The 21,130-nt window shown below is 72.9% G+C and carries 22 protein-coding genes; 9 read left to right on the top strand and 13 right to left on the bottom strand.

From position 1 onward, the window contains the following. The first annotated feature begins 48 nt into the window (after nucleotides 1–48). Nucleotides 49–732, top strand: coding sequence for a uracil-DNA glycosylase (locus ACFW9Z_RS18295; protein ID WP_384641527.1), 684 nt, complete (start codon nucleotides 49–51; stop codon nucleotides 730–732). Between the two features lie 99 nt (nucleotides 733–831). After that, a complete protein-coding gene (locus ACFW9Z_RS18290; RefSeq protein WP_384641524.1) occupies nucleotides 832–1,308 on the top strand; it encodes a hypothetical protein in 477 nt (158 codons plus the stop codon). Nucleotides 1,309–1,449: 141 nt separating this feature from the next. On the opposite strand, the gene ACFW9Z_RS18285 is transcribed toward ACFW9Z_RS18290, so the two are convergent. Both ACFW9Z_RS18285 and ACFW9Z_RS18280 read right to left on the bottom strand, forming a co-directional pair. Then, a complete protein-coding gene (locus tag ACFW9Z_RS18285; RefSeq protein WP_384641522.1) occupies nucleotides 1,450–1,926 on the bottom strand; it encodes a hypothetical protein in 477 nt (158 codons plus the stop codon). A 151-nt stretch (nucleotides 1,927–2,077) separates the two neighbouring features. Continuing rightward, on the bottom strand, nucleotides 2,078–2,599 hold the full coding sequence (locus ACFW9Z_RS18280; protein WP_384641520.1) for a DinB family protein: 522 nt from the start codon (nucleotides 2,597–2,599) through the stop codon (nucleotides 2,078–2,080). 175 nt (nucleotides 2,600–2,774) lie between these two features. Between ACFW9Z_RS18280 and ACFW9Z_RS18275 the strand changes: the two genes are divergently transcribed. Beyond that, nucleotides 2,775–3,683 (top strand): Gfo/Idh/MocA family protein, encoded by a 909-nt coding sequence (locus tag ACFW9Z_RS18275; protein WP_384641517.1) that lies wholly within the window; start codon nucleotides 2,775–2,777, stop codon nucleotides 3,681–3,683. On the opposite strand, the gene lnt is transcribed toward ACFW9Z_RS18275, so the two are convergent. The 4 genes from lnt to ACFW9Z_RS18255 form a co-directional block, all read right to left on the bottom strand. Then, on the bottom strand, nucleotides 3,652–5,265 hold the full coding sequence (gene lnt / locus ACFW9Z_RS18270) for an apolipoprotein N-acyltransferase (RefSeq protein ID WP_384641514.1): 1,614 nt from the start codon (nucleotides 5,263–5,265) through the stop codon (nucleotides 3,652–3,654). The genes ACFW9Z_RS18275 and lnt overlap by 32 nt on opposite strands. Nucleotides 5,266–5,410: 145 nt before the next feature. Further along, entirely contained in the window at nucleotides 5,411–5,890 is a 480-nt protein-coding gene (locus ACFW9Z_RS18265) for a nuclear transport factor 2 family protein (RefSeq protein ID WP_384641512.1), read from the bottom strand. Between the two features lie 183 nt (nucleotides 5,891–6,073). Beyond that, on the bottom strand, nucleotides 6,074–6,940 hold the full coding sequence (locus ACFW9Z_RS18260; RefSeq protein WP_384641509.1) for a universal stress protein: 867 nt from the start codon (nucleotides 6,938–6,940) through the stop codon (nucleotides 6,074–6,076). A gap of 35 nt (nucleotides 6,941–6,975) precedes the next feature. After that, on the bottom strand, nucleotides 6,976–7,998 hold the full coding sequence (locus tag ACFW9Z_RS18255; RefSeq protein ID WP_384641507.1) for a ferric reductase-like transmembrane domain-containing protein: 1,023 nt from the start codon (nucleotides 7,996–7,998) through the stop codon (nucleotides 6,976–6,978). Between the two features lie 231 nt (nucleotides 7,999–8,229). Here ACFW9Z_RS18255 and ACFW9Z_RS18250 point away from each other — a divergent pair, with 231 nt between their 5' ends. Together ACFW9Z_RS18250 and ACFW9Z_RS18245 are read left to right on the top strand one after the other, a co-directional pair. Then, entirely contained in the window at nucleotides 8,230–8,895 is a 666-nt protein-coding gene (locus ACFW9Z_RS18250) for a hypothetical protein (protein WP_384641504.1), read from the top strand. Nucleotides 8,896–9,070: 175 nt separating this feature from the next. Next, nucleotides 9,071–9,733, top strand: a complete 663-nt coding sequence (locus tag ACFW9Z_RS18245) for a sigma-70 family RNA polymerase sigma factor (protein WP_384641501.1) — start codon at nucleotides 9,071–9,073, stop codon at nucleotides 9,731–9,733. On the opposite strand, the gene ACFW9Z_RS18240 is transcribed toward ACFW9Z_RS18245, so the two are convergent. The 4 genes from ACFW9Z_RS18240 to ACFW9Z_RS18225 are packed head-to-tail and all read right to left on the bottom strand — an operon-like array spanning nucleotide 9,730 to nucleotide 13,997. Then, complete coding sequence (locus ACFW9Z_RS18240; protein ID WP_384641498.1) at nucleotides 9,730–10,932, bottom strand: MFS transporter; 1,203 nt, start codon at nucleotides 10,930–10,932, stop codon at nucleotides 9,730–9,732. The genes ACFW9Z_RS18245 and ACFW9Z_RS18240 overlap by 4 nt on opposite strands. 7 nt (nucleotides 10,933–10,939) lie before the next feature. Next, nucleotides 10,940–12,166, bottom strand: a complete 1,227-nt coding sequence (locus tag ACFW9Z_RS18235; protein WP_384641495.1) for an ATP-grasp domain-containing protein — start codon at nucleotides 12,164–12,166, stop codon at nucleotides 10,940–10,942. Next, the gene (locus ACFW9Z_RS18230) at nucleotides 12,163–13,260 is read right to left on the bottom strand and encodes a pyridoxal-phosphate dependent enzyme (RefSeq protein ID WP_384641492.1); all 1,098 of its coding nucleotides are present in this window, start codon (nucleotides 13,258–13,260) and stop codon (nucleotides 12,163–12,165) included. The genes ACFW9Z_RS18235 and ACFW9Z_RS18230 overlap by 4 nt, the downstream gene beginning before the upstream one ends. Continuing rightward, nucleotides 13,257–13,997, bottom strand: coding sequence for a class I SAM-dependent methyltransferase (locus ACFW9Z_RS18225; RefSeq protein WP_384641489.1), 741 nt, complete (start codon nucleotides 13,995–13,997; stop codon nucleotides 13,257–13,259). The genes ACFW9Z_RS18230 and ACFW9Z_RS18225 overlap by 4 nt, the downstream gene beginning before the upstream one ends. A gap of 196 nt (nucleotides 13,998–14,193) precedes the next feature. Between ACFW9Z_RS18225 and ACFW9Z_RS18220 the strand changes: the two genes are divergently transcribed. Continuing rightward, complete coding sequence (locus ACFW9Z_RS18220) at nucleotides 14,194–14,751, top strand: AAA family ATPase (RefSeq protein WP_384641486.1); 558 nt, start codon at nucleotides 14,194–14,196, stop codon at nucleotides 14,749–14,751. A 117-nt stretch (nucleotides 14,752–14,868) separates the two neighbouring features. Here the strand turns inward: ACFW9Z_RS18220 and ACFW9Z_RS18215 are convergent, their stop codons facing one another. Together ACFW9Z_RS18215 and ACFW9Z_RS18210 are read right to left on the bottom strand one after the other, a co-directional pair. Next, nucleotides 14,869–15,741, bottom strand: a complete 873-nt coding sequence (locus ACFW9Z_RS18215; protein ID WP_384641483.1) for an undecaprenyl-diphosphate phosphatase — start codon at nucleotides 15,739–15,741, stop codon at nucleotides 14,869–14,871. Between the two features lie 189 nt (nucleotides 15,742–15,930). Further along, entirely contained in the window at nucleotides 15,931–16,653 is a 723-nt protein-coding gene (locus ACFW9Z_RS18210) for a TVP38/TMEM64 family protein (RefSeq protein ID WP_384641480.1), read from the bottom strand. Nucleotides 16,654–16,702: 49 nt separating this feature from the next. Between ACFW9Z_RS18210 and ACFW9Z_RS18205 the strand changes: the two genes are divergently transcribed. The 3 genes from ACFW9Z_RS18205 to ACFW9Z_RS18195 all read left to right on the top strand — a co-directional run bounded on the left by ACFW9Z_RS18205 (nucleotide 16,703) and on the right by ACFW9Z_RS18195 (nucleotide 19,795). After that, nucleotides 16,703–17,419 (top strand): DNA alkylation repair protein, encoded by a 717-nt coding sequence (locus ACFW9Z_RS18205; RefSeq protein ID WP_384641477.1) that lies wholly within the window; start codon nucleotides 16,703–16,705, stop codon nucleotides 17,417–17,419. A gap of 287 nt (nucleotides 17,420–17,706) precedes the next feature. Beyond that, the gene (gene tuf / locus ACFW9Z_RS18200) at nucleotides 17,707–18,882 is read left to right on the top strand and encodes an elongation factor Tu (RefSeq protein ID WP_384641474.1); all 1,176 of its coding nucleotides are present in this window, start codon (nucleotides 17,707–17,709) and stop codon (nucleotides 18,880–18,882) included. Between the two features lie 67 nt (nucleotides 18,883–18,949). Further along, nucleotides 18,950–19,795, top strand: a complete 846-nt coding sequence (locus tag ACFW9Z_RS18195; RefSeq protein WP_384641471.1) for a spermidine synthase — start codon at nucleotides 18,950–18,952, stop codon at nucleotides 19,793–19,795. 94 nt (nucleotides 19,796–19,889) lie between these two features. On the opposite strand, the gene ACFW9Z_RS18190 is transcribed toward ACFW9Z_RS18195, so the two are convergent. Next, a complete protein-coding gene (locus tag ACFW9Z_RS18190; protein ID WP_384641469.1) occupies nucleotides 19,890–21,023 on the bottom strand; it encodes a hypothetical protein in 1,134 nt (377 codons plus the stop codon). Nucleotides 21,024–21,130 lie beyond the last annotated feature (107 nt).

The raw sequence follows: 21,130 nt of genomic DNA, 5'->3' as shown, positions 1-21,130 counted from the left end.
CGGTAGGTTCTGGGATCAAGAACTTGTTGCTCACCGGAGGTTGTGGACGTGACCGATATCGACCTGCTGCCCGAGTCCTGGCGCGGCGTCCTCGGCGAAGAACTGCAGAAGCCGTACGTCAAGGAGCTGGCCGACTTCGTCGAGGAGGAGCGGGCCAAGGGGCCCGTCTACCCGCCGCGCGAGCAGGTCTTCGCCGCACTGGACGCCACCCCGTACGAGAAGGTCAAGGTCCTCGTCCTCGGCCAGGACCCTTATCACGGGGAGGGTCAGGGGCACGGGCTCTGCTTCTCCGTGCGGCCCGGTGTGAAGACGCCGCCCTCCCTGCGCAACATCTACAAGGAGATGCAGCAGGAGCTCGGCCTGCCCATCCCGGACAACGGCTATCTGATGCCGTGGGCCGAGCAGGGCGTCCTCCTGCTGAACGCGGTGCTCACCGTGCGCGCGGGCGAGGCCAACTCCCACAAGGGCAAGGGCTGGGAGAAGATCACCGACGCGGTGATCCGCGCCGTCGCCGACCGGCCCGACCCGGCCGTTTTCGTGCTCTGGGGGAACTACGCCCAGAAGAAGCTCCCCTTGATCGACGAGGAGCGCCATGTCGTCGTGAAGGGTGCCCACCCCTCCCCGCTCTCCGCGAAGAAGTTCTTCGGCTCCCGGCCCTTCACCCAGATCAACGAGGCCGTCGCGGCCCAGGGCCACCAGCCGATCGACTGGCGCATCCCGAATCTCGGCTGAGGCCGACCGGGCCGCCACCCGTGCCTGAGCGGTATCGCGGACCCCCGGCGTTAGCGTCGGAGGGACCGCGACCGGCTGGACGGGCAAGAGGAGACCGCAGTGGTGGAGCAGCAGGAGGCGTCGTCCGAGGACGCCGTCATGACCAGGATCGGCCAGGCGGTCATGCTGCTCCACGGCGGTGACCGGGAGGAGGCCCGCAACCGCTTCGGTCTCCTCTGGACGGAGCTCGGCGCGGACGGCGACGCCCTGCACCGCTGCACCCTCGCGCACTACCTGGCCGACACCCAGGACGACCCGGGGGACGAGCTCGCCTGGGACCTGCGGGCCCTGACGGCCGCCGAGGGGCTGAGCGGCGAGCGCCCCGACGGGCACCGGGACTCCCGGGCGGTCCAGGCGTTCTACCCCTCGCTCCACCTCAACCTGGCGGCGGACTACCTCAAGCTCCAGCGCCCCGACGCGGCCCGCATCCACCTGCGTCAGGCCCGCGACGCGGCGGACGTGCTGGACGACGACGGTTACGGCGGCGGCGTGCGGGCCGCCATCGAGCGGCTGGAGCTGCGGATGCGGGGGCTGTGAGCGCGGGGGCCGCGCCGGGGCCCGCCGATACCCGGGGCCCGCCGATACCCGGGCCCCGGGGCCCTGCGCCCGGGGCGCCCGCAGCCGCTGCGCCTCTGGGGGCCGGGGCGCTTGGGGGCCACTGAACTGCCTCCCGGGCCTTCAGCGCCCGTACGTCTCCTCGCAGATCCGGGCCTCCGTGCTGCCCGACTGCCAGCCGCCGTACCCCCGGCCCAGCGCGCACACGTCGAACACCCCGCCTCCGATCCGCGGCAGGGCCGGGAGGACGCGGGGCGGAACGCGCGGTACCTGCGGGGGCGGTGTCCGGCGCGGTGGCGGCGCGGCACGCTCCGGTGGCCGGGGTGCCGGGGGCGGCCCGGCACGGCGCGCCTCCGCAGGGGCGGCGGAAGACGGTGCGGGCGAGGCGGGCGTGCCGGGCGACGGGCCGGGTTCCTCGATGGCCTCCAGCGCCTCGCGGGCGGGCGGCTGCACGACCTGCGGGAACACGTCCTGTACCGGTCTGCTGCTGTTCCCGGGAGGCTGCCGGGGGCCCGTCTGCGGCTCCACCGACACACAACCGGAGACGGCCGTGACGGCCACCCCGACCAGGAGACTTGTGGTGAATCTGGTTCGCTGCACCCGGGTAACTCTGCGGTGCGGGCCGCCACTCGGGCAGCCCGAGGACCAGGAATGGCCCGCACGAGTGACCCGGTCAGCACGGCGCCACGGCCGGGCCGGGCGTGCGAACGTACCGCGTGCGAAAGCCTTCCCGGGGCGGCCGGAGGTCCGGTCAGACGCCCGTCGTGCCGTCGACGCGTTCCCGTACCAGGTCGGCGTGGCCGTTGTGCCGGGCGTACTCCTCGATCATGTGCGTGTAGATCCAGCGCAGGCTGAACGGCTTGCCCGCCGAGCCGACCGCCTGGGAGAAGTCGTCCAGGCCGTACGCGGCGGCGTTCTTCCGGGCCGCGGCTATCTCCGCCCGCCAGGCCGTCTCCGTCTCGGCCCAGGTGTCGGCCTCCGTCACCGCGAAGTCCCCGTCCGGGTTCTCCTCGGTGCAGTAGAAGTCCGGCAGCTCCTCGCCCGCCAGGATCTCGCGGAACCAGAAGCGCTCCACCTCCGCCAGGTGCCGTACGAGGCCGAGCAGCGTGAACGCGGAGGGCGGGACGGACGCCTCGCGCAACTGCGCGTCCGTGAGGCCCGCGCACTTCGTGGCGAGCGTCTCGCGGTGGTAGTCGAGCCAGCCCTCCAGCATGGGGCGTTCGGCGGCGTCGAGGGCGGGTTCGGAGCGTTCTGCGGACGTCATGCCGGTCATCCTGGGCCATGATCACGATCCTGGCCAGGCATTTCCCTCCCCGGGCGGCCGGGAGCGGGCCGACCGCCGCCCCGTATGCTGCCGGGACCGGAACACCGGGACGGCACAGCGATCCGGAACCACCGCTTGGCACGGCGATCCGGACACCAGACGGCACGGCGATAGGGAGACCCCTGTGAAGGTCGGTTGCATCGGGCTCGGCGACATCGCGCGGAAGGCGTACCTGCCGGTGCTGTCCGCCGTCCCGGGGGTCGAGCTGCACCTCCAGACCCGTACGCCCGCCACGCTCGACACCGTGGGCGACACCCACCGCATTCCGGCCGGCGCCCGCCACACGACCCTGGACTCGCTGCTCGCCGAAGGGCTCGACGCGGCCTTCGTGCACGCTCCGACCGCCGTCCACCCCGAGATCGTGGAGCGGCTCCTCGAAGCCGGGGTCGCCACCTATGTCGACAAGCCGATCGCGTACGAGTACGCGGAGTCCGAGCGGCTCGTGAAGCTCGCCGAGGAGCGCGGTGTCAGCCTCGCCGTCGGCTTCAACCGCCGCTTCGCGCCCGGCTACGCCCAGTGCGCCGAGCACCCGCGCGAGCTGATCCTCATGCAGAAGAACCGCGTCGGGCTGCCCGAGGACCCCCGGGCCCTGGTGCTCGACGACTTCATCCATGTCGTCGACACCCTGCGCTTCCTGGCTCCCGGGCCCGTCGACCACACCACCGTGCGGGCCCGGATCGTGGACGGGCTGATGCACCACGTGGTGCTCCAGCTCTCCGGTGACGGCTTCACCGCGATCGGGATGATGAACCGGCTGAACGGTTCGACCGAAGAGATCCTGGAGGTCTCCGGCCGGGACACCAAGCGCCAGGTCCTCAACCTCGCGGACATCGTCGACCACAAGGGCCGGCCCAGCGTGCGCCGACGCGGCGACTGGGTGCCGGTGGCCCGTCAGCGCGGTATCGAGGCGTGCGTCCACACGTTCCTGGACGCGGTCCGCGCGGGTACGGTGCTCAGCGCCCGGGACGCTCTGGCCACCCATGAGCTGTGCGAGCGGATCGTCAGGGAGTCCCTGGAGCAGGCCTCCTCCTGAGCGCCCGCACCCCCTCGGCGGCGCACAGCGCGGCCAGCGCTGCCAGGGCCCCGTACACCGCCCAGTCCCCGAACCGGCCGTAGAGCGTGGTGCCGCGCGTCAGCGGTACGTCGTACACGGCCGCCGCGCTCACCTCCGTACCGAGTGGTTCACCGATCCGCTCCCCGCGCGGTCCGTACACGGCGCTGATCCCGGTGAGCGTCGCGTGCACCACGGGACGGCCGTTCTCGGCGGCCCGCAGCGCCCCCAGCGACGCGTGCTGGGCCGGGGCCCAGCTCTCCTGGAAGGTGGAGGTCGCGGACTGCGCGACCAGCACCTGGGCGCCGTCCCGGACCAGCCGCCTGCTCATGTCGGGGAACGCCGACTCGAAGCAGACCAGCGGACCGATCCGCAGCCGCTGGTCGCCGTCGGGCAGCGTCATCACCACCTGCCGGTCGCCGCGCAGCCGGTCCTCGCCCGCCGCCTTGCCCACGGAGGTGACCCAGCCGAGCAGGGAGCGCGCCGGGACGTACTCGCCGAACGGCACCAGGCGCATCTTGTCGTAGCGGTCCCCGGTCGGTCCGTCCGGCCCCACGAGCACCGCCGACTTGAAGATCCCGCTCCGGCCCGAACCGTCCGTCTGCCGGGCGTCCACATTGACCAGCAGATCGGCGCCGGTCTCCCGCGACAGCGCCGCGAGCCGCCGCGCGGTCTCCGGGTCCCGCCAGGCCCCCGCCCCGATGCTGCTCTCGCCCCAGACGACGAGGTCCACGTCCTGGTCCGCGACCGTACGGGTCAGCTCCTCGCCCCGGGCCAGGCGCCGCCCGACACTGCCGGGACCGGCGATGACACCCGGCTGTACGACGGCGATCCCGGCCGTCGTCGTGGTCACCGGCTGCGGTGCCCAGGCCCATACGGCGGTCACGGCCAGGGCGCACCCGACCAGCAGCACCCCGCCCGTCGTCCGGGCGGCGGCGCGCGCGGTCACCAGCAGGACGAGCGCGGTGTTGACCGCCACCACCAGCAGGCTCACCAGCCACACCCCGCCCACCGACGCCACCCGCAGCGCCGGGGCGACCTCCCACTGGCTCGCGCCGAGGAGCCCCCAGGGCCCGCCGAGCCCTTCCCAGGAGCGGACCAGTTCGATCACCAGCCACCCCGAGGGCACGGCCACCACCGTGGCGGCGGCCCGCAGCGCGGAAGGCGCGCCGCCGAGCAGCCGCCCGGCCAGCACGCCCCACGGGGCCCAGAGCAGACCGAGCAGCGCGGCCAGCAGCACGATGAAGATGTGCAGACTCGGCATCAGCCAGTGGTGCACGGCGATGACGAAGCCGGTTCCGCCGATCCAGCCGTCCAGCGCGGCCCGGCGCGCCGTGCCCGCCGAGCGGATCAGCAGCAGCCAGGGAACGAGCGCGAACCAGCCGAACCACCAGAGCGAGGGCTCGGGGAACGCGAGCGCGGGCAGGGCCCCGGCGAGCAGGGCGAGGGCTCCCCGGACCCAGCCGGAGGCCGGGAGCGAGGGGCGGCCGGAACTCCCGCCGCCCGGGCGTGACCCGCCCGGGGGCTGTCCGCCCTCCGGAACCCCTCCGCCCCGCATCCGCATGCCGTGCCCTCCTCGTCCCGCGCGGGTGAGCAGCCGCGTGATCCACCGCGTGATCTGCCGGATCAGCTCTGTGTACCCAGTGTGGGGGAGGTGATCCCCACCGGGCACGGGACGCGGCCGGGGGCGTGGGTCGCTGGGGTGCGGATCAGGCCGCGCCCGGGGCGCGGCGCCACTTCTCGTGGACGGTGACGGTACGGATCCGCCAGCCCGGGTCCGTACGGTCCAGCTCGAAGGTGTACCGGCCGCCGGAGACGAAGTCGGGAGCGGTGTCACCGGCCCCGGACGCCTCCCCCTCCCGGGCCAGCCGCATCGGGTTGACGTAGTCGGCCCGCACCTCGGCTCGGTCGCCCGGGTAGCCGCCCAGATCCTCAAGGTCGATGCGCCGGTTGACGATCAGATGCTGTCGGATCGGGAAGAGGCGCATCGTTTCGGCGAGCCAGTGCGCGATCTCGCCCGCCGGGCCCGCCACCCCGCCCGCCCCCGTGTAGTCCGCGCGGCCGTCCGGGACGAACAGGGCTTCGTACGCGGGCCAGTCGCCGTCGTCCACCGCCACGGCGTACCCGGTGATCACGTCATCGATGGCGAGCCGGTCCATCACGGTCGCGAGTGCCACGCGCTGTGTCATCGGTCAAGTCTCGGTCAAGCCGCCCGCCACGCCAAGGGGCCTGCGCCGTCGGGAAGTCGACAAGCCGACACCGTACCGAAGGAGCTTTCGCCACCGGAAAGCCGCCGGAAAGCCGCCAGGAAGCCGCTGGAAAGCTGATGGGAAGCCGCCCGGAAGCCGCCCGTAAGCCGAAACGGCGGCCGGTCAGCAGGGCACGACGGCGACCGGGCCCAGCGCGTGCGTGACCGTCGTCTGTGCCACCGGGGAGAGCCCGAGGCCGAGCGGCTCCCCGCCCCTGCGGCGGCCGATCACCGTCAGGGCCGCCGTGGCGGAGGCCGTCACCAGGGTGCGTGAGGCGGAACCGTTGACCGGCTCCCGTACGACCTCCACCTGCGGATACCGCTCCTGCCAGCCGGAGGTCACCTCGGCCAGGCCGCGCGCGGCCGAGCCCGCCGCGGTCTCCCGGTCGAAGACCGGTCCGCCCGCGAGCATCGAGGAGAACATCGTCCAGCCGTGCACGATCCGCAGCCGGGCGCCGGGCCGGGTGGCCGCGGTGGCGAAGGCGAACTCCAGGACGGCCTCGCTGCTCTCGTCGGCGGCCACCCCCGCCACGATGTCGGAGAAGGGTCCGGCGTCCCCCTCCCGGTCGTCCTCGTCCGGGCCGCCGTCCTGCACGACCACGACCGGGCAGCTCGCCATCGACGCGGTGGCCAGGCTGTTGGAGCCGATCAGCAGCGACCGGAAGCCACCGAGCCCCCGCGAGCCGACCACGACCATCGACGCGTCCCGGCCGAGCGAGACCAGGGCCGCCGCCGGGAAGTCCAGCGGGGCCAGCGTGGAGGGGCGCAGCGCCGGGGCGAGCAGTTCGCTCCGGCGTACGGCTTCGGCGAGGAGTTCGTCCGCTTCGCGCTGCCGGGTCTCCTCGTCGACGTTCCGGGTGAGGGGCATGACGTGGACGATCAGCAGCGGCAGGCCGCGCCGCACGGCCTCCTGTGCGGCCCAGTCGAGCGCCTGCCGGCTGTGCGTGGAGCCGTCGACGGCGGCGATGACGGGAAGATCGTTGGTGGTCATGGAGCCGAGCGTACGCCGCCGGGCGGGCGCGCCGGTCAGTCGTGGTTGTGGGTGGAGGAGGTGTCGTCCGGCGGTACGCTCCGCCCGCCGTCGTTCCCGCTGACCACCACCACGACCAGCGCCACCATGACCCCCACCACCGCGAGCCGGCCGCCCAGGCGCAGCGCCCAGCCGGTCCGCGAGACCGTGGCGCCGGGCAGCGCGGGCAGCTTCTCGGAGCGGCGGGCCGGGCGCAGCAGCCGGACGAGCAGCAGGGCGGCGATGGGGAGTTGGAGCAGCCAGATGCTGGTGCGGAACCAGCCGTCGTACCAGACGTTCGTCCCGTACAGCAGGGTGTGCCAGATGCTCAGGACGTAGACCACGATCACGAACCGGTGCAGGACGCGCCAGGTCTTCGGGCCGATCCGGTGGCGTACGTAGAAGAGCAGGCCGAGCGGGATCGCGAGGTACAGCGCCGCCTGGCCGATCGGGATGGCGATCTGCCCGGTCCCCGAGGCGTAGCCGCCCGGGACGAAGGTCTCGACGAGGGCCGTGCCCAGCGCCGAGTTCCAGGCGGCGGTGTCGTGCCGGAACAGCTCCGCGCCGAAGAACAGGGCGTGGGCCACGATCAGCGCGATGGTGTTGAGGCTCGTGGTGCGGTGCAGGCGCTCCAGCCGGGGGCCCGAGAGCGGCAGTCGGGCCGGGCGCGGGCCGGAGAGCAGGAGGCCGAGGACGACCGTTATCCAGGCCCAGAGCAGCGCGGACCAGCCGAACGCCTGGCTGAGGAAGTACATCCAGAAGCCGCCCGCGTCGGCCATGAACGGCATCACGGAGACCGTGGAGGAGGTCTTGTTGCGGATGCGGATGTAGAGCAGGACGAAGACGGCCGCCGTCACCAGGAGCGCCACCAGGCCGTCGGGCCAGGAGGCGCGCAGGTCGGAGCGGAGGGTGGTGCGCTGCGCCGGGGTCCGGGGCTGTCGGGGGCCGGGGAGCTGGGTGTCCGGCGACGCGTTCTCGGGGGCTTCGGTGGGGGCTTCGGCGGCCGCTGCCGGTTCGGGTGCGGGGGGCTGGTTCGTCATGCGGCCTCTTTGGGGGGCGTCGGCTGGCGGGGCGGATGCGTCGGCCCCGGGCCACGAGGCGTGTGCAGGCGCGTCGTTGGAGCAGTCGGCGGGGCGCGGGGGAAAGTTCCCCCGAGGGTTATGTGACATGAATCACACCTGTGGCGGCTGGGGCAAACGAGGTGAACTCCCGTTGTTTCCGCATCTGCTGGTCTTCTCGCCGACGCGGGTACGGCTGGCACCATGGCGGCCATGGGAGCCGGAACCGCACTCCGCCTCGCCCGCACCGTGATGTTCGCGGTCGTGTGCGTCGCCGTGTCCGGACTCGGCCATGCCCTGATGTCGGACGGGCCGCTGCCGCTCCTGCCCCTGGCGGCCGTCCTCGCGCCGGTCGCCGGGGCCGGCTGGTGGCTCGCGGGCCGCGAATGCGGTGCCCCGGTCACCGTCTCGGCCCATGTCCTGGGCCAGTTGGGGCTGCACGCCTACTTCAGCGCGGCGGGCTCCGCGGCGGGCGGCACGGGGAGCGCGGGGGGTGCGCACCACGCGCACGGGGCGATGATCCACGCCGCTCATGCCGGACCGGCCGGGGATGCCGGGCACCCGATGGGGCTTCTGGCGGCCTTCGACGGTTCGGTGTTCACCAGCGGCATGGCCGCCGCCCACGCGGTCGCCGGTCTGATCTGCGGCTGGTGGCTGTGGCGCGGCGAGGTGGCCCTCGCCCGGCTGGGCCGCTGCCTGGCCCTCTTCGTCCGGGCCCCGCTGCGGACGGCCTGGCTCCTCTGGTCGGCGGCCCCGCTCGACGGCGTCCCGCCCGTACGGCGGCGCGCCCGCCGCAGACCGGGCCGCCGACCCCAGGACCTCCTGGCCCTGCACGCCATCTCCCGGCGCGGTCCACCGCTTCCCGTCCCCTCCCTGTGATCTCCGACCGTCCACCCGGTCCCGTGTGACCCGGTGGCGGTACGGGTGTGCGCCCCCGCGCGCACACCCGTGACAGGCATGCCGGTCCGCCGGACCCCCAGGGTGTCCGCGCGGTCGGCCACGTGGAGCCGGGCGACGACCACGCCACGGCTCCGCCAGGACACGAAGGACTGCTGTGACCCTTACTGCCACCCCCACCCTCCCCACCCGGCCGCCGGTCACCCCGGCGCCCCCGCGCCGGGTGTACGCCACCCGCCAGAACGACGTACAGATCACCGACTGGGCCCTGGCCGCGGGCGGCGGCGACCGGGAGGCCGCCGACCGCTTCGTCCGGGCGACCTACGAGGACGTCCGCAGGTTCGTCGCCTACCTCAGCGCCGATGTCCCGGGCGCCGACGACCTCGCCCAGGAGACCTACTTGCGGGCGATGGGCGGACTGGCCCGGTTCGCCGGCCGCTCCTGCGCCCGCACCTGGCTGCTCTCCATCGCGCGGCGCGTCGTCATCGACCGCCACCGCACGGCCGCCGTCCGCCCCAGGACCGCCGACACCGCCGACTGGCAGGGCGCGGCGGAGCGGGTCCAGCCGCGCCACCTCCCCGGGTTCGACGAGTCGGTCGCGGTCTTCGACGCCCTGCACCGGCTGGATCCGGCACGCCGTCAGGCCTTCGTGCTGACACAGGTGGTGGGGCTCTCCTACGAGGAGGCGGCCGACGCCGCCGGATGCCCCGTCGGTACGGTGCGCTCCCGCGTGGCGCGCGCCCGCCGGGAGCTGGCCGGGCAGTGGCGTACGGAACCGGGTGAGCGGGTGACGGCGGCCGCCGGCCCGGCCCTCTCCTAGCGGGACGTCTCCGCCCGGGGCTTCGGCTCGCCCCGGGCGGTACGGCGGCTCAGCAGCAGGACCGGCAGCAGCAGGCACTGGAGGCAGGCGGCCACCCAGAACGCCCGCGCCGAACCGGCCGACTCCGCCGCCGCGTAGAGCTGACCGCCCACCACCCCGCTGGCAAACGCGCCGATGCCCGCCGCCAGCCGCTGACGGCCGAACACGGTGGCCGGGGGAGCGGACGAACGGGCCAGCGCCTCCAGGTCGTTCTTCAGGAAGAGCATGATCTCGCCCAGGCAGATCAGCGCCCCGCCCACCGCGATCCCCGCGTGCCCGCCCCCGGCGATCGCCGCCATCCCCGCCGCCATGGACCCGAACCCCCACCGCAGCGCCGCCGGATAGCTCAGGGCGGCGATCCACTCCGCCAGCAGCGGCTGGGCGACGACGAGGAGGGCCGCGTACCCCATCAGGACCACGCCGTAGAAGCCCGCCGACGTCCGGGGGACCGCGTACAGCGCCAGGTAGTGCTGGAAGAACATGAACGTGTAGACGCTCACCACCGTGACCAGGAACGGCGAGAGACCGGAGCGCGGTCCGCCGGTCCGGGGCTCCTGGGACGTGACCGTCTCCGGGCGGGCCCCGTCGCGCGGCAGGAACGCATGACCCACCCCGACCAGCGCGAACAGCCCGGCGACGCACGTGAAGAGCGCTCCGGGGGAGCCCATCACCAGCGGGGCCGCCGCCGGAGGGCCGAGCGCCATCCCCGCGTTGAACGCCGAACTGCTCGCCGACAGCAGCCGGGGCCGGTCCCCGGCGGGTGAACCGTCCACCAGACAGGCCTTGTTGGCGGGCAGGTAGAGCGCCGCACCCGCCGACACCAGCAGCAGTGCGCCGATCGCCAGGACGGGACTGGTCAACCCCGGTACGAACGCGGCGAATCCGGCCGTCCGCAGCGCCAGGGCCAGCAGCATCGACCGCCGCAGCCCGATCCGCGCGGCGACCGGACCCGCGACCACGCCCCCGGCGAACTGGATCAGCGAGGCCACCGCCAGTACTACGCCGACCGTGCCCAGCCCGAGGCCGAGCCGCTGGTGCAGCAGCACCGACATGTACGGCAGTACGGCGAAACTGCCCAGCGTGATGAGGAACGAGCCCGTCAGGAGGAACCCCTGCGGACCGGTGAACCGCCTTTTCCCCAGGGCCCGTTCAGTGCTCACCCGGCTCTCACGCCGAGTCCGCGATCACCGGGCGCACCCGGACCGCCGCGCTCCACGCCCGATGCTGGGCCAGCTCCGCCGTCGCGGCCTCGGCCAGCACCATGCCCGTACAGCCGCGCTGGTCGCCCACATGGGCCAGGGTCTCGCCGGGCTCGCGGACGGGGTACCACTCCACGGACCCGGGGAAGGCGGCGAGTTCACCGAGACCGTGCCAGCCCTTCAGCACCCCGGGCCGGTCGGCGTAGACGAGGACGAAGCCGTACGCGGGTCCCCGCCCGTCGTCGAGCGGGGCGTCCAGCAGCCGGGGGCGGCGGCCCAGCGCCTCGTCCATCATCGCCGTGTACACATTGGTCCCCAGCGTCCGGCAGAGCACCTCGCCGACCAGCGCACCGCCGATCCGCCGGTTGACCTCCACCAACTCCGGCCCCTCGGCGGTCAGGATGAACTCCACATGGGCGAACCCCCGCCGGTGTCCCGCCACTTCGAGTACGCGCCCCACCCATGCCTCGATCGTGGCCCGCTCATCGCCCGGCAGCGCCACCGGGAACGCCGCGACCTCCTCCCGTACCACCGCACCCCGGGACGTCTGACGGCTCAGCACCCCGAGCAGCCGGGTGGTCCCCTCCCAGCTCAGGGTCTCCGCGCTGTACAGCGGGCCTGCCAGGAACGCCTCCGCGAACAGGTCTCCCTTCAGGGCCTGTTGGGCAGCTTGCGCCAGCGCCCGGTGCAGCGCCTCCTCGTCGTGCGCGATCCACACCCCGCGCGAGGAGGTGCCCGCCGAGTCCTTCAGGACGGCGGGGAGCCCGACCGTACGCAGGACGGCATCCACCCCCTCCGGCCCGGGCGGTACGGCCACGGCGGCCGACCGGCTCAGCCCCCGCCCGTACAGGGCCTCCCGGACCAGGCGCTTGTCCCGCAGCAGCCGGACCGCTTCCGGGTCCGGGCCCGGCAGCCCCAGCCCGGCGGCGAGTTCGGCGGCCGGTACGCTCCAGGTGTCCGTCGTGTTGATCAGCCCGGCCAGTGACGGGAGGGCGGCCAGCGCCCGGCGGACCGCCGCCGGGTCGTCGGTGTCCACGTCCACCACATCCAGCGCCTCGGGCGGCAGGGTGGCCAGCTCGTGCCGGTACACCGAGCGGTCACCGGTCAGCAGGCAGAGGCGGTGGCCGGTGGACGCGGCGGCCTCGGCCATCCTGCCGAGTCCGAAGGACAGGGACTCCAGAGCGGCGATGGTCACGGCTGCATCTCCACGGTCGGTACGGGGGTGGGGGAGCCCTGTTCGGTGAGCCGGGCGGCCTTGGGGGCGGCGCGCCGGCCCCACTCCATCACCGACCACGGCGGCCGCAGGGCGTCCAGCGACTCGATGGGCCGGGGGCACAGCGCGGCCGGGTCCAGCGCCTCGGCGTGCCGGGCGAACACCCGCTCGGCGTAACGGTGTCCGGTGTCGGCGCCCAGCACCAGATGCAGTCGGCCCGGATCGCGCGCGGCCTCCCAGGAGGCGGCCAGGTGGGCCGCCCCGGTGGACAGCCCCGCGAACACGGCGTGCTGGCGCAGCAGTCCGACCGCACCGGCCATCGCATGGCGGAAGTCCAGCCAGTGCACGGTGTCGTACAGCTCGTGGTGGACGTTCCCGAACGGGATCGAGCTGCCGATGCCCGTGATGATCGCCTCCGGGTCGCTGAACTGCTCGCTGCCGAAGGTGACGCTGCCGAACGGCTGGATCCCCACCAGCCGGACCGCCCGCCCCGACTCCCGTAGCGCACGGGCCAGTCCACCGGTCGAGGCGCCCGTACCGACCGCGCCCACCACGGTCAGCGGGCCCTCGGGCAGCGAGGCGGTCAGCAGCTCGGCGAACTCCCGGTACCCCTCGTGGTGCACGGCGTCGTGGTACTGCCGCATCCAGTGGAAGTCCGGGCGTTCCGCGAGGAGTTGCCGGACATGGCGGACGCGCAGCTCCTGGTCCAGGCGCAGGCTCTGGGAGGGCGGCATCTTGTCGACGGTCGCGCCGAGGATCTCCAACTGGGCGAGCATCGTGGCGTCGACGGTGGTGGACGCCACGATGTGGCAGCGCAGCCCGTAGCGGTGACAGGCCATGGCCAGCGCCACCGCGTAGATGCCGCTGGAGCTGTCGACCAGCGTCTGTCCGGGCACCACCCGGCCCCGGCGCAGCAGCGAACGGACCGCGCCGAGCGCCGCGTACACCTTCATCGTCTCGAACCGCGCGAGCACCATGTCACCGTCCAGCCGGATCAGGTCCGGGGTCTTCACGGCGTCGGTGATGTGCTCGTGGACGGTCGCGGTGGCGGCGGACTGCCGCGCCCCGGACCTCACTTGCGCCGTCCGCGGACGATGAGCCGGTCGGAGTGCTGGTCGTACCCCGAACCGTCGAAGCCGCCGAAGCACTCCACATCGGTGAAGCCCGCCTCCTCGAAGAGGGCGTGCAGTTCGGCGGCGGAGTAGAGCCAGGAGTGGATGGCGGCGGTACGGGCCGAATCCCCGCGCACCAGCGTCCAGTCGGTGCGCAGCCGCCGCCAGCTGTCGAGGACGGTGTCGCGCTGGACGACGTACGAACCGTCGGGCAGGTCCACCACCTTGGGCCGTCCGATCCAGCCCGCCAGCACCTCCTTGCCCATCACGTCCACCAGGAGCTGCCCGCCGGGCGCGAGGCTCTTGTGGGCGTTGCGGAGCACCTGGAGGTTGTCCTCGGCGTCCTCGAAGTAGCCGAAGGAGGTGAAGACGTTCAGCACGACGTCGAAGGCGCCGGGCTCCGCGTACGTGAGCATGTCGGCCCGCTCCAGGCGGACTTCGGCCCCCGCCGCTTCGCAGACGTTCCGGGCCCGCTCCAGCATCGACGGGGACAGGTCGACGCCCGTCACCGCGTAGCCGCGCGCCGCGAGCGGCACCACGAACAGCCCGGGTCCGCAGCAGAGGTCCAGCACCCGTGAGCCCGGTGGGAAGTCCAGCAGGGGCGAGGAGCCGACCAGCGAGGCGGCGGACTCGGCCCGGGCGGGCGGGAACATCGTGGAGGCGAAGTCGGACCAGAGTGCGTCGTCCTCGTACCAGTGCATGTCTCTCGGCCTCCTCCCGGCCCTCGTGGGGCCGTCCTGCCGCGGTACCCGGTGTCGTCCGCCGTACCTGTAGCTGGGCTGTCCTCCAGTAGTCGGGCGCCCGGCCGGGGAAGTTCCCGCCGCCGTCCGCCGTGGCCGGATGTCCTACGATCACCAGGAGGGCGGCGGGGGCCGCCCGGGGACGGAGCGGGAGACGATGACCTGGACCGAAGTGCCGGTGGACACCGAACCGGCGGCGGGAGCCGTGCTGTTGAGCGGTATCCCGGGCAGCGGCAAGTCCACGGTGGCCGACGCGCTGGCCGCCCGGTTCGCCGCCTCGGCCCATATCGAGGTGGACGCGCTCCAGGGGCTCATCGTGCGGGGCGGGCGGTGGCCCTCGCCGGAGCGGGACGAGGAGGCGGACCGGCAGATCTTCCTCCGGGCCCGCAACGCCTGTCTGCTCGCGGACAGCTTCGTCGCGGCGGGATTTCTGCCGGTCATGGACGACGTGGTCGTCCGCCGGGCCCACCTCGACTTCTACCGGCGGCAGGTCGCCGTCGGACCGCTCCACTTCGTCGTGCTCGCCCCGGGCGCGGCGAAGGCGGGGGAACGCAACCTCGCCCGGGACAAGACCCTGACGACGGACTGGTCGTTCCTGGACACGGCGATGCGGTCCGAACTGACCGGCGAGGGCGTCTGGATCGACAACGCCGAGCTGACGGTGGAGGAGACCGTGGACGCGGTCCTCGCGGCAACGGGGCTCACGGCCCACTGAACCGGCGTTGTCAGACCCCCGCTCTACGGTGGTGACATCTATCCGCGCTGCTGGCTGCTGCGCTGCTGGATCGGCCCTGCCCGGTCTGCTCCCGGGCAGGGCCGCACAACCCAGGTGTCAGCCCGCGGACTCGCCCGCGTGCGGGCTCAGCACACCGGCCGAGACGAGGATGAAGATGAGGATGCCGAGGGCCACCCGGTAGATGACGAACGGCATGAAGCTCTTGGTGGTGATGAACTTCATGAACCACGCGATAACGGCATATCCGACAAAGAACGCCACGATGGTCGCGAAGATCGTCGGCCCCCAGGAGACATGGCCCTCGCCCACGTCCTTGAGCTCGTACACGCCCGAGGCGAGCACCGCGGGGATGGCCAGCAGGAACGAGTAGCGGGCGGCCGACTCGCGTGTGTAGCCCATCAGCAGACCACCGCTGATCGTGGCGCCCGAGCGCGAGACGCCGGGGATCAGCGCCATCGCCTGGCAGAAGCCGTAGATCAGACCGTCCCGGATGCCGAGGTCCTTGAGCGTCTTGCGCTCCTTCACCGCGCGGTGCTTGCCACCCGTCTCGTCCCGTGCGGCCAGCCGGTCGGCGATGCCGAGGACGATGCCCATGACGATGAGCGTCGTCGCGATCAGCCGCAGATCGCGGAACGGGCCCTCGATCTGGTCCTTGAGCGTGACGCCCAGCACCCCGATGGGGAGCGAGCCCACGATGACCAGCCATCCCACCTGGGCGTCGTGGTCGGCGCGCATCGCCTTGTCCGTCAGCGAGCGGAACCACGCCGAAAGGATCCGTGCGATGTCCTTGCGGAAGTAGATCAGCACCGCCGCCTCCGTGCCGATCTGGCTGATGGCGGTGAAGGCCGCCCCGGGGTCCTGCCAGCCGGCGAACGCGGCGGTCAGCCGCAGATGGGCGCTGGAGGAGATCGGCAGGAACTCGGTCAGTCCCTGAACGAGTCCCAGGACGAATGATTCGAACCAGCTCATGGGGCTTAAGCCATCCCGGAGGTGATCGTGCATCGGCCACGGGCGGCGGGCCCGTCGGCTGCGTGCGGAGTGCGGAGCGACGTCAAGGACATCGAGGTCGCGGGCAGCGTATCGCCTGAAAGTGAACGCCAGGCTGACCGCACCGGTCCTTCAGGTGCCGCAATTCGCGGGCCTTTCGGCGCGTCCCGGTCAGTCCTTCGGCGTGTCCCGGCCGAGCCGGTGCCGCTTGCGCCAGGCCACCAGCGCGCCGCCGAGGCCGGAGAGCACGATGAACCCCGTCGCGGCCAGGAACAGCGGCGAGGTCGGCGATGCGGCCTCGCTGCCCGCTATCACGTATGCCGCCGTGTTGGGGATGGAGCCGATCCCGGTGGCCAGGAGGAAGGGCGGATAGCCCATGCGGGAGGTGGCCGCACAGTAGTTGGCGGCGGCGAACGGGATGCCGGGGAAGAGCCGGAGCGCCAGCACCGAACGGAAGCCGTGCCGGCTCAGCACCCCGTCGGCGGCGGTGAGCAGCTTCCCCCGCAGCAGGGAGCGCAGGGCGTCCTGACCCAGCACCCGGCCCAGCATGAACGAGACGCCCGCGCCCAGCACCGTACCCGCGAGGGCCGCCACCAGACCCGTCTGCGTACCGAAGAGCGCCCCCGCCGCGAGGTTGAGGAGCGGGCGCGGCACGAACGCCACGGTCAGCGCCCCGTACGCGAGCCCGAACAGCATCGCCGCACCGCCGCCGGTCAGCTGCTCCGGCCAGCCCGAAGCCAGCAGCCGCTGCGGTTCGAACAGCAGCATCGTCGACGCGGCGGCCAGCAGCACCGCGACGAGCAGCGAGAACCGGGACCAGGGGGAGAGCAGCGCCTTCGAAAAGCGAAGAGCCGCACCGTTGGTGGGGCGGGTGGTGGGGACGGGGTCGAACATTCGGGGAGACTAACCGAAAACGGTGGGTGATCGCCGTAACGTACGTCGCGTGGACCCCGCAGCAGCCCCCGACCCCGCCGCCCCGGACAGCTCGCTCGCCGACACCGTCCTCGCGCGGCTGACCGAGCTGTACGCCCCGGCCGCCGATCCCGTACGGGCCGAGGGCGCCGCCGCGTACATGAAGCACATTGCTCCCTTCCTCGGGATCCCCACCCCGCGCCGCCGGGCCCTGTCGAAGGCCGTGCTCGCGGGCACCGGGCGGCCGGACGAGCGGGACTGCACGGCGATCGCGCTGCGCTGCTGGGAGCTGCCCGAGCGCGAGTACCAGTACTTCGCCGTCGACTACCTCCGCCGGTACGTGGCCTCCTGCTCGTCCGGATTCCTGCCCGTCCTGCACCACCTCGTCACCGCCGACGCCTGGTGGGACACGGTCGATCTGCTCGCCGCGCATGTCGCGGGGCCGCTGGTCGCCGCCGACCCGGCGCTCGCCCGCGCGATGGACCGGTGGATCGACGACGAGAACCTGTGGGTCGCCCGCACCGCCCTGCTGCACCAGCTCCGCTACAAGGGGACCACCGACACCGACCGGCTCTTCGGCTACTGCCTGCGCCGCGCGGACCACCCGGACTTCTTCATCCGCAAGGCGATCGGCTGGGCGCTGCGGGAGTACGCGAAGACCGACCCCACCGCCGTACGCGACTTCGTCGAGGGGGCCCGGGACCGGTTGTCACCGCTGTCGGTGCGCGAGGCGCTCAAGAACCTCTGAGAGCCGTACGGAAAACCATTCGACGCGACCGCCGTGCCAGGCCATGATCAGGGACATGTTCCGGTACGCCTTCCTCGCAGCGCCGTCCGCAGTCGCGGACGCGCCGAAGGCTGCCGTGAACGCCGTGGTCGCAGCCACCACCGCAGCCTTCGTCGCTGCCGCAGCGCCCATCGGCGGCGCCCGAAGCTGACCCTCCCCCGACAGTCCGGCGGACCCCGCAAGGGGAGGGTCGGCGGGGCCCTGGGGTCTTCATCTTTCTCAGCTTCGAGTTCTCAAAGGAACGAGCCATGTCCAAGACGGCTTACGTACGCACCAAGCCGCACCTCAACATCGGCACCATGGGCCACGTCGACCACGGCAAGACCACCCTCACCGCCGCCATCACCAAGGTCCTCAGCGAGCGGGGCGGCAGCACCACCTCCTACGTGGCGTTCGACCGCATCGACCGGGCCCCCGAGGAGGCCCAGCGCGGGATCACCATCAACATCGCGCACGTCGAGTACGAGACCGACACCCGCCACTACGCGCACGTCGACATGCCCGGCCACGCCGACTACATCAAGAACATGGTGACGGGAGCGGCGCAGCTCGACGGGGCGATCCTCGTTGTCTCCGCGCTCGACGGGATCATGCCGCAGACCGCCGAGCACGTCCTGCTGGCCCGTCAAGTGGGCGTCGACCACATCGTCGTCGCCCTCAACAAGGCCGACGCGGGCGACCCCGAGCTGACCGACCTGGTCGAGCTGGAGGTCCGTGAGCTGCTCTCCGCGCACGGGTACGGCGGTGACACCGTCCCCGTGGTCCGGGTCTCCGGGCTCAGGGCGCTGGAGGGCGACCCACGGTGGACGGCGGCGATCGAAGGGCTGCTGGACGCCGTCGACACGTACGTGCCGATGCCGGTGCGCTACACCGACGCGCCGTTCCTGCTCTCCGTCGAGAACGTCCTGACCATCACCGGCCGGGGCACGGTCGTCACCGGCGCCGTCGAGCGCGGCACCGTCCGCGTCGGGGACCGGGTCCAGGTGCTGGGCGCGGAGATCGAGACGGTCGTCACCGGTCTGGAGACCTTCGGCAAGCCGATGGAGTCCGCCGAGGCCGGGGACAACGTGGCGCTGCTCCTGCGCGGCGTGGAGCGCGACCGGGTCCGCCGGGGTCATGTCGTGGCCGCGCCCGGCAGTGTGGTGCCCAGCCGCCGTTTCACCGCGCAGGTGTACGTCCTGTCGGCGAAGGAGGGCGGCCGGTCCACCCCGGTCGCCACCGGCTACCGGCCGCAGTTCTACATCCGTACGGCGGACGTGGTCGGAGACGTCGACCTCGGCGATGCGGCGGTCGCGCGCCCCGGCGACACGGTCACCATGACCGTCGAGCTGGGCCGTGACGTCCCGCTGGAGGCCGGTCTCGGCTTCGCGATCCGCGAGGGCGGCCGTACGGTCGGCGCGGGCACGGTCACCGGCCTGCTCTGAGGGCCACCGCCGCCCGTCACCCGCACACCGGGGGTGGCGGGCAGCGGGGCCGCGCGACAATGGAGGGGTGAACGAGCCCATACCCGTCATCCGCGAGGTCGACTACGGCACCGCCCGGCTGCTGCCCGATGTGGACCGCGACCGCGCCTGGCTGCTCACGGTCGACGACGCGCCCCAGTCCTACGTGGACCTCGACGACCCGACGTACCTGGAGTTCGAGTACGTACGGCGCCTCGCGCACGTCGTGGACTGCGCGGCGCCCGAGGGCACCCCGCTGGACGTCCTGCACCTCGGCGGCGGGGCGCTCACCCTGCCCCGGTACGTCGCGGCCGTCCGCCCCGGCTCGCGGCAGGACGTCGTCGAGGCGGACCGGGAGCTGCTGCGGATGGTGCGGGAACATCTGCCGCCGGCCGGTGACAGCGGTATCACCGTGCACGCCGCCGACGCCCGGGCCCGGCTGGAGGAGGCGCCGCCCGAGTCCGCCGATCTCATCGTCGCGGACGTCTTCGGCGGCTCCCGGGTCCCGGCCCACCTGACCTCGGTGGAGTACGCGCGGGTCGCCGGGCGGGTGCTGCGGCGGGACGGGATCTACGCGGCCAACCTGGCGGACAGCGCGCCGTTCGCGTTCCTCCGCTCCCAACTCGCCAACTTCGCGGCGGCCTTCGAGGAGCTTGCGCTGATCGGCGAACCGGCGGTGCTGCGCGGCAGGCGCTTCGGCAACGTCGTCCTGCTCGCCTCGCACACCCCGATCGACCCGGCGCCCCTCACCCGCCGCTGCGCCGCCGACGCCTTTCCGGCCAGGGTCACGCACGGGGAGGCGCTGGTCCGGCTCATCGGCGGGGCCCGCCCGGTGCGGGACGCGGACGCCGTCGCCTCGCCCGAACCGCCGGACGGCGCCTTCACCATCGGCTGAGCGGTTGAAGCTGAGCGCTGAGCACGGGAGGCCCCGGCCCGGGGGACAGCGTGCCCGGGCCGGGGCCTCCCGTGCCGGTCAGCCGGTCAGCCGGTCAGCCGGTCGGTTCGCCGGAGAGCCGGACCGTGCTCAGGATCTTCTGGATGGTGGCGTCCGGGAGTTCGTCGTCGACGCCCGCGACGGCGTAGAGGACCCAGGTCGAGAACTCGCCACTGGAGTTCTTGAAGGAGAAGGCGATCGACTTGCCGTCGGTGTCGCACTTCTCCTTCTTGGCCAGGCCGTTCGCGGTGGCGGTCACCACGCTGCCGGAGAGGCCCGACTGCGTGGTGAACGGCTTGGCCGGAGCGATCTTGACCTTCTCCTTGGGGTCGGACTGGCCGTAGGCCGCCCACACCCAGGTGCCGGCCTCGCTCCGCGCGGCCTCGTCGGTGCTCTTCGCCCCGCGCGCGCCCTTCGTCCCGACGCCGGCCAGCTCGGTCTCCTCGTCGCGGCCGTCCTTGTCGGAGTCCTCGACGCACCACTTGCTCTTGTAGAAGGCGGGCGCGGTGAATCCGGCGACCGGCGCGTTCTCGGGGTTCTTGGCGTCCTCGAAGCCCGCGAACATACCCGAGCTGGAGACCTCCCAGTCACCGGGGACGTCGAACTGCGTGCCCCACTTCGGGTTGCTGACGACCTTCCAGCCAGGGACGAGGGGCTTGGGGTCGCTGTCGGAGCCGCGCGGGTTCTCCACCGGGGCGGAGCTCGCGTCCTCCGAAGCGCTCGGCTTCGCGCTCGGTGAGGCGGACTTCTTGTCGTCGGCCACGGTCGAGCCGCCGTTGTCGTCCTTGTTGTTCATCAGGATGATGCCGGTGACGGTGGCGGCCACGACGACGGCGGTCGCCGCCACGACGGCGATGACGGTCGTCTTCTTCTTGCCGTCGCCGGGCTTCGGCCCGCCGGGCGGCCCCGGGACCGCGTACTGCGGGACGGTCGGCTGCTGGTACGGGTTGGGCTGGCCGTAACCCGGCTGCTGCCCGTACCCGGGCTGTCCGTACCCCGGCTGACCGGGCTGTTGTCCGGGCTGGCCCGGCGGGTATCCGGGCGCGCCGGGCTGACCCGGCTGCCCCTGCTGCGGATATCCCGGCTGCTGATAGGGATTCGGCTGCTGGTACCCCGGCTGCTGGTACGGGTTCTGATTCGGGTCCTGCGGGTTCTGCTCGCCCCCGGGCGGCTGCTGTCCTGGCCACATGGCCAGTAACCATAGATGGGTGGCGTGTGCACTGCCACGCCCGCCCCTGTCCCGATGCTGTCCCGGTGCCGTAACAGGGGGGCGGCGGGGGGATGGTCAAACCTGGC

It is taken from the genome of Streptomyces sp. NPDC059452, assembly GCF_042750035.1.
In the GTDB taxonomy this organism is placed as follows: Bacteria; Actinomycetota; Actinomycetes; order Streptomycetales; family Streptomycetaceae; genus Streptomyces.
This window is presented reverse-complemented; position numbering and strand designations above follow the sequence as displayed.

Excerpts from the sequence above, each read along its gene's own strand:
- ACFW9Z_RS18220 (WP_384641486.1), top strand. The coding sequence starts at position 14,194 with ATGACCTGGACCGAAGTGCCGGTGGACACCGAACCGGCGGCGGGAGCC.
- ACFW9Z_RS18280 (WP_384641520.1), bottom strand. The coding sequence starts at position 2,599 with ATGACCGGCATGACGTCCGCAGAACGCTCCGAACCCGCCCTCGACGCC.
- tuf (WP_384641474.1), top strand. The coding sequence starts at position 17,707 with ATGTCCAAGACGGCTTACGTACGCACCAAGCCGCACCTCAACATCGGC.
- ACFW9Z_RS18255 (WP_384641507.1), bottom strand. The coding sequence starts at position 7,998 with ATGACGAACCAGCCCCCCGCACCCGAACCGGCAGCGGCCGCCGAAGCC.
- ACFW9Z_RS18265 (WP_384641512.1), bottom strand. The coding sequence starts at position 5,890 with ATGACACAGCGCGTGGCACTCGCGACCGTGATGGACCGGCTCGCCATC.
- ACFW9Z_RS18225 (WP_384641489.1), bottom strand. The coding sequence starts at position 13,997 with ATGCACTGGTACGAGGACGACGCACTCTGGTCCGACTTCGCCTCCACG.
- ACFW9Z_RS18190 (WP_384641469.1), bottom strand. The coding sequence starts at position 21,023 with ATGTGGCCAGGACAGCAGCCGCCCGGGGGCGAGCAGAACCCGCAGGAC.
- lnt (WP_384641514.1), bottom strand. The coding sequence starts at position 5,265 with ATGCGGATGCGGGGCGGAGGGGTTCCGGAGGGCGGACAGCCCCCGGGC.
- ACFW9Z_RS18260 (WP_384641509.1), bottom strand. The coding sequence starts at position 6,940 with ATGACCACCAACGATCTTCCCGTCATCGCCGCCGTCGACGGCTCCACG.
- ACFW9Z_RS18210 (WP_384641480.1), bottom strand. The coding sequence starts at position 16,653 with ATGTTCGACCCCGTCCCCACCACCCGCCCCACCAACGGTGCGGCTCTT.
- ACFW9Z_RS18215 (WP_384641483.1), bottom strand. The coding sequence starts at position 15,741 with ATGAGCTGGTTCGAATCATTCGTCCTGGGACTCGTTCAGGGACTGACC.
- ACFW9Z_RS18250 (WP_384641504.1), top strand. The coding sequence starts at position 8,230 with ATGGGAGCCGGAACCGCACTCCGCCTCGCCCGCACCGTGATGTTCGCG.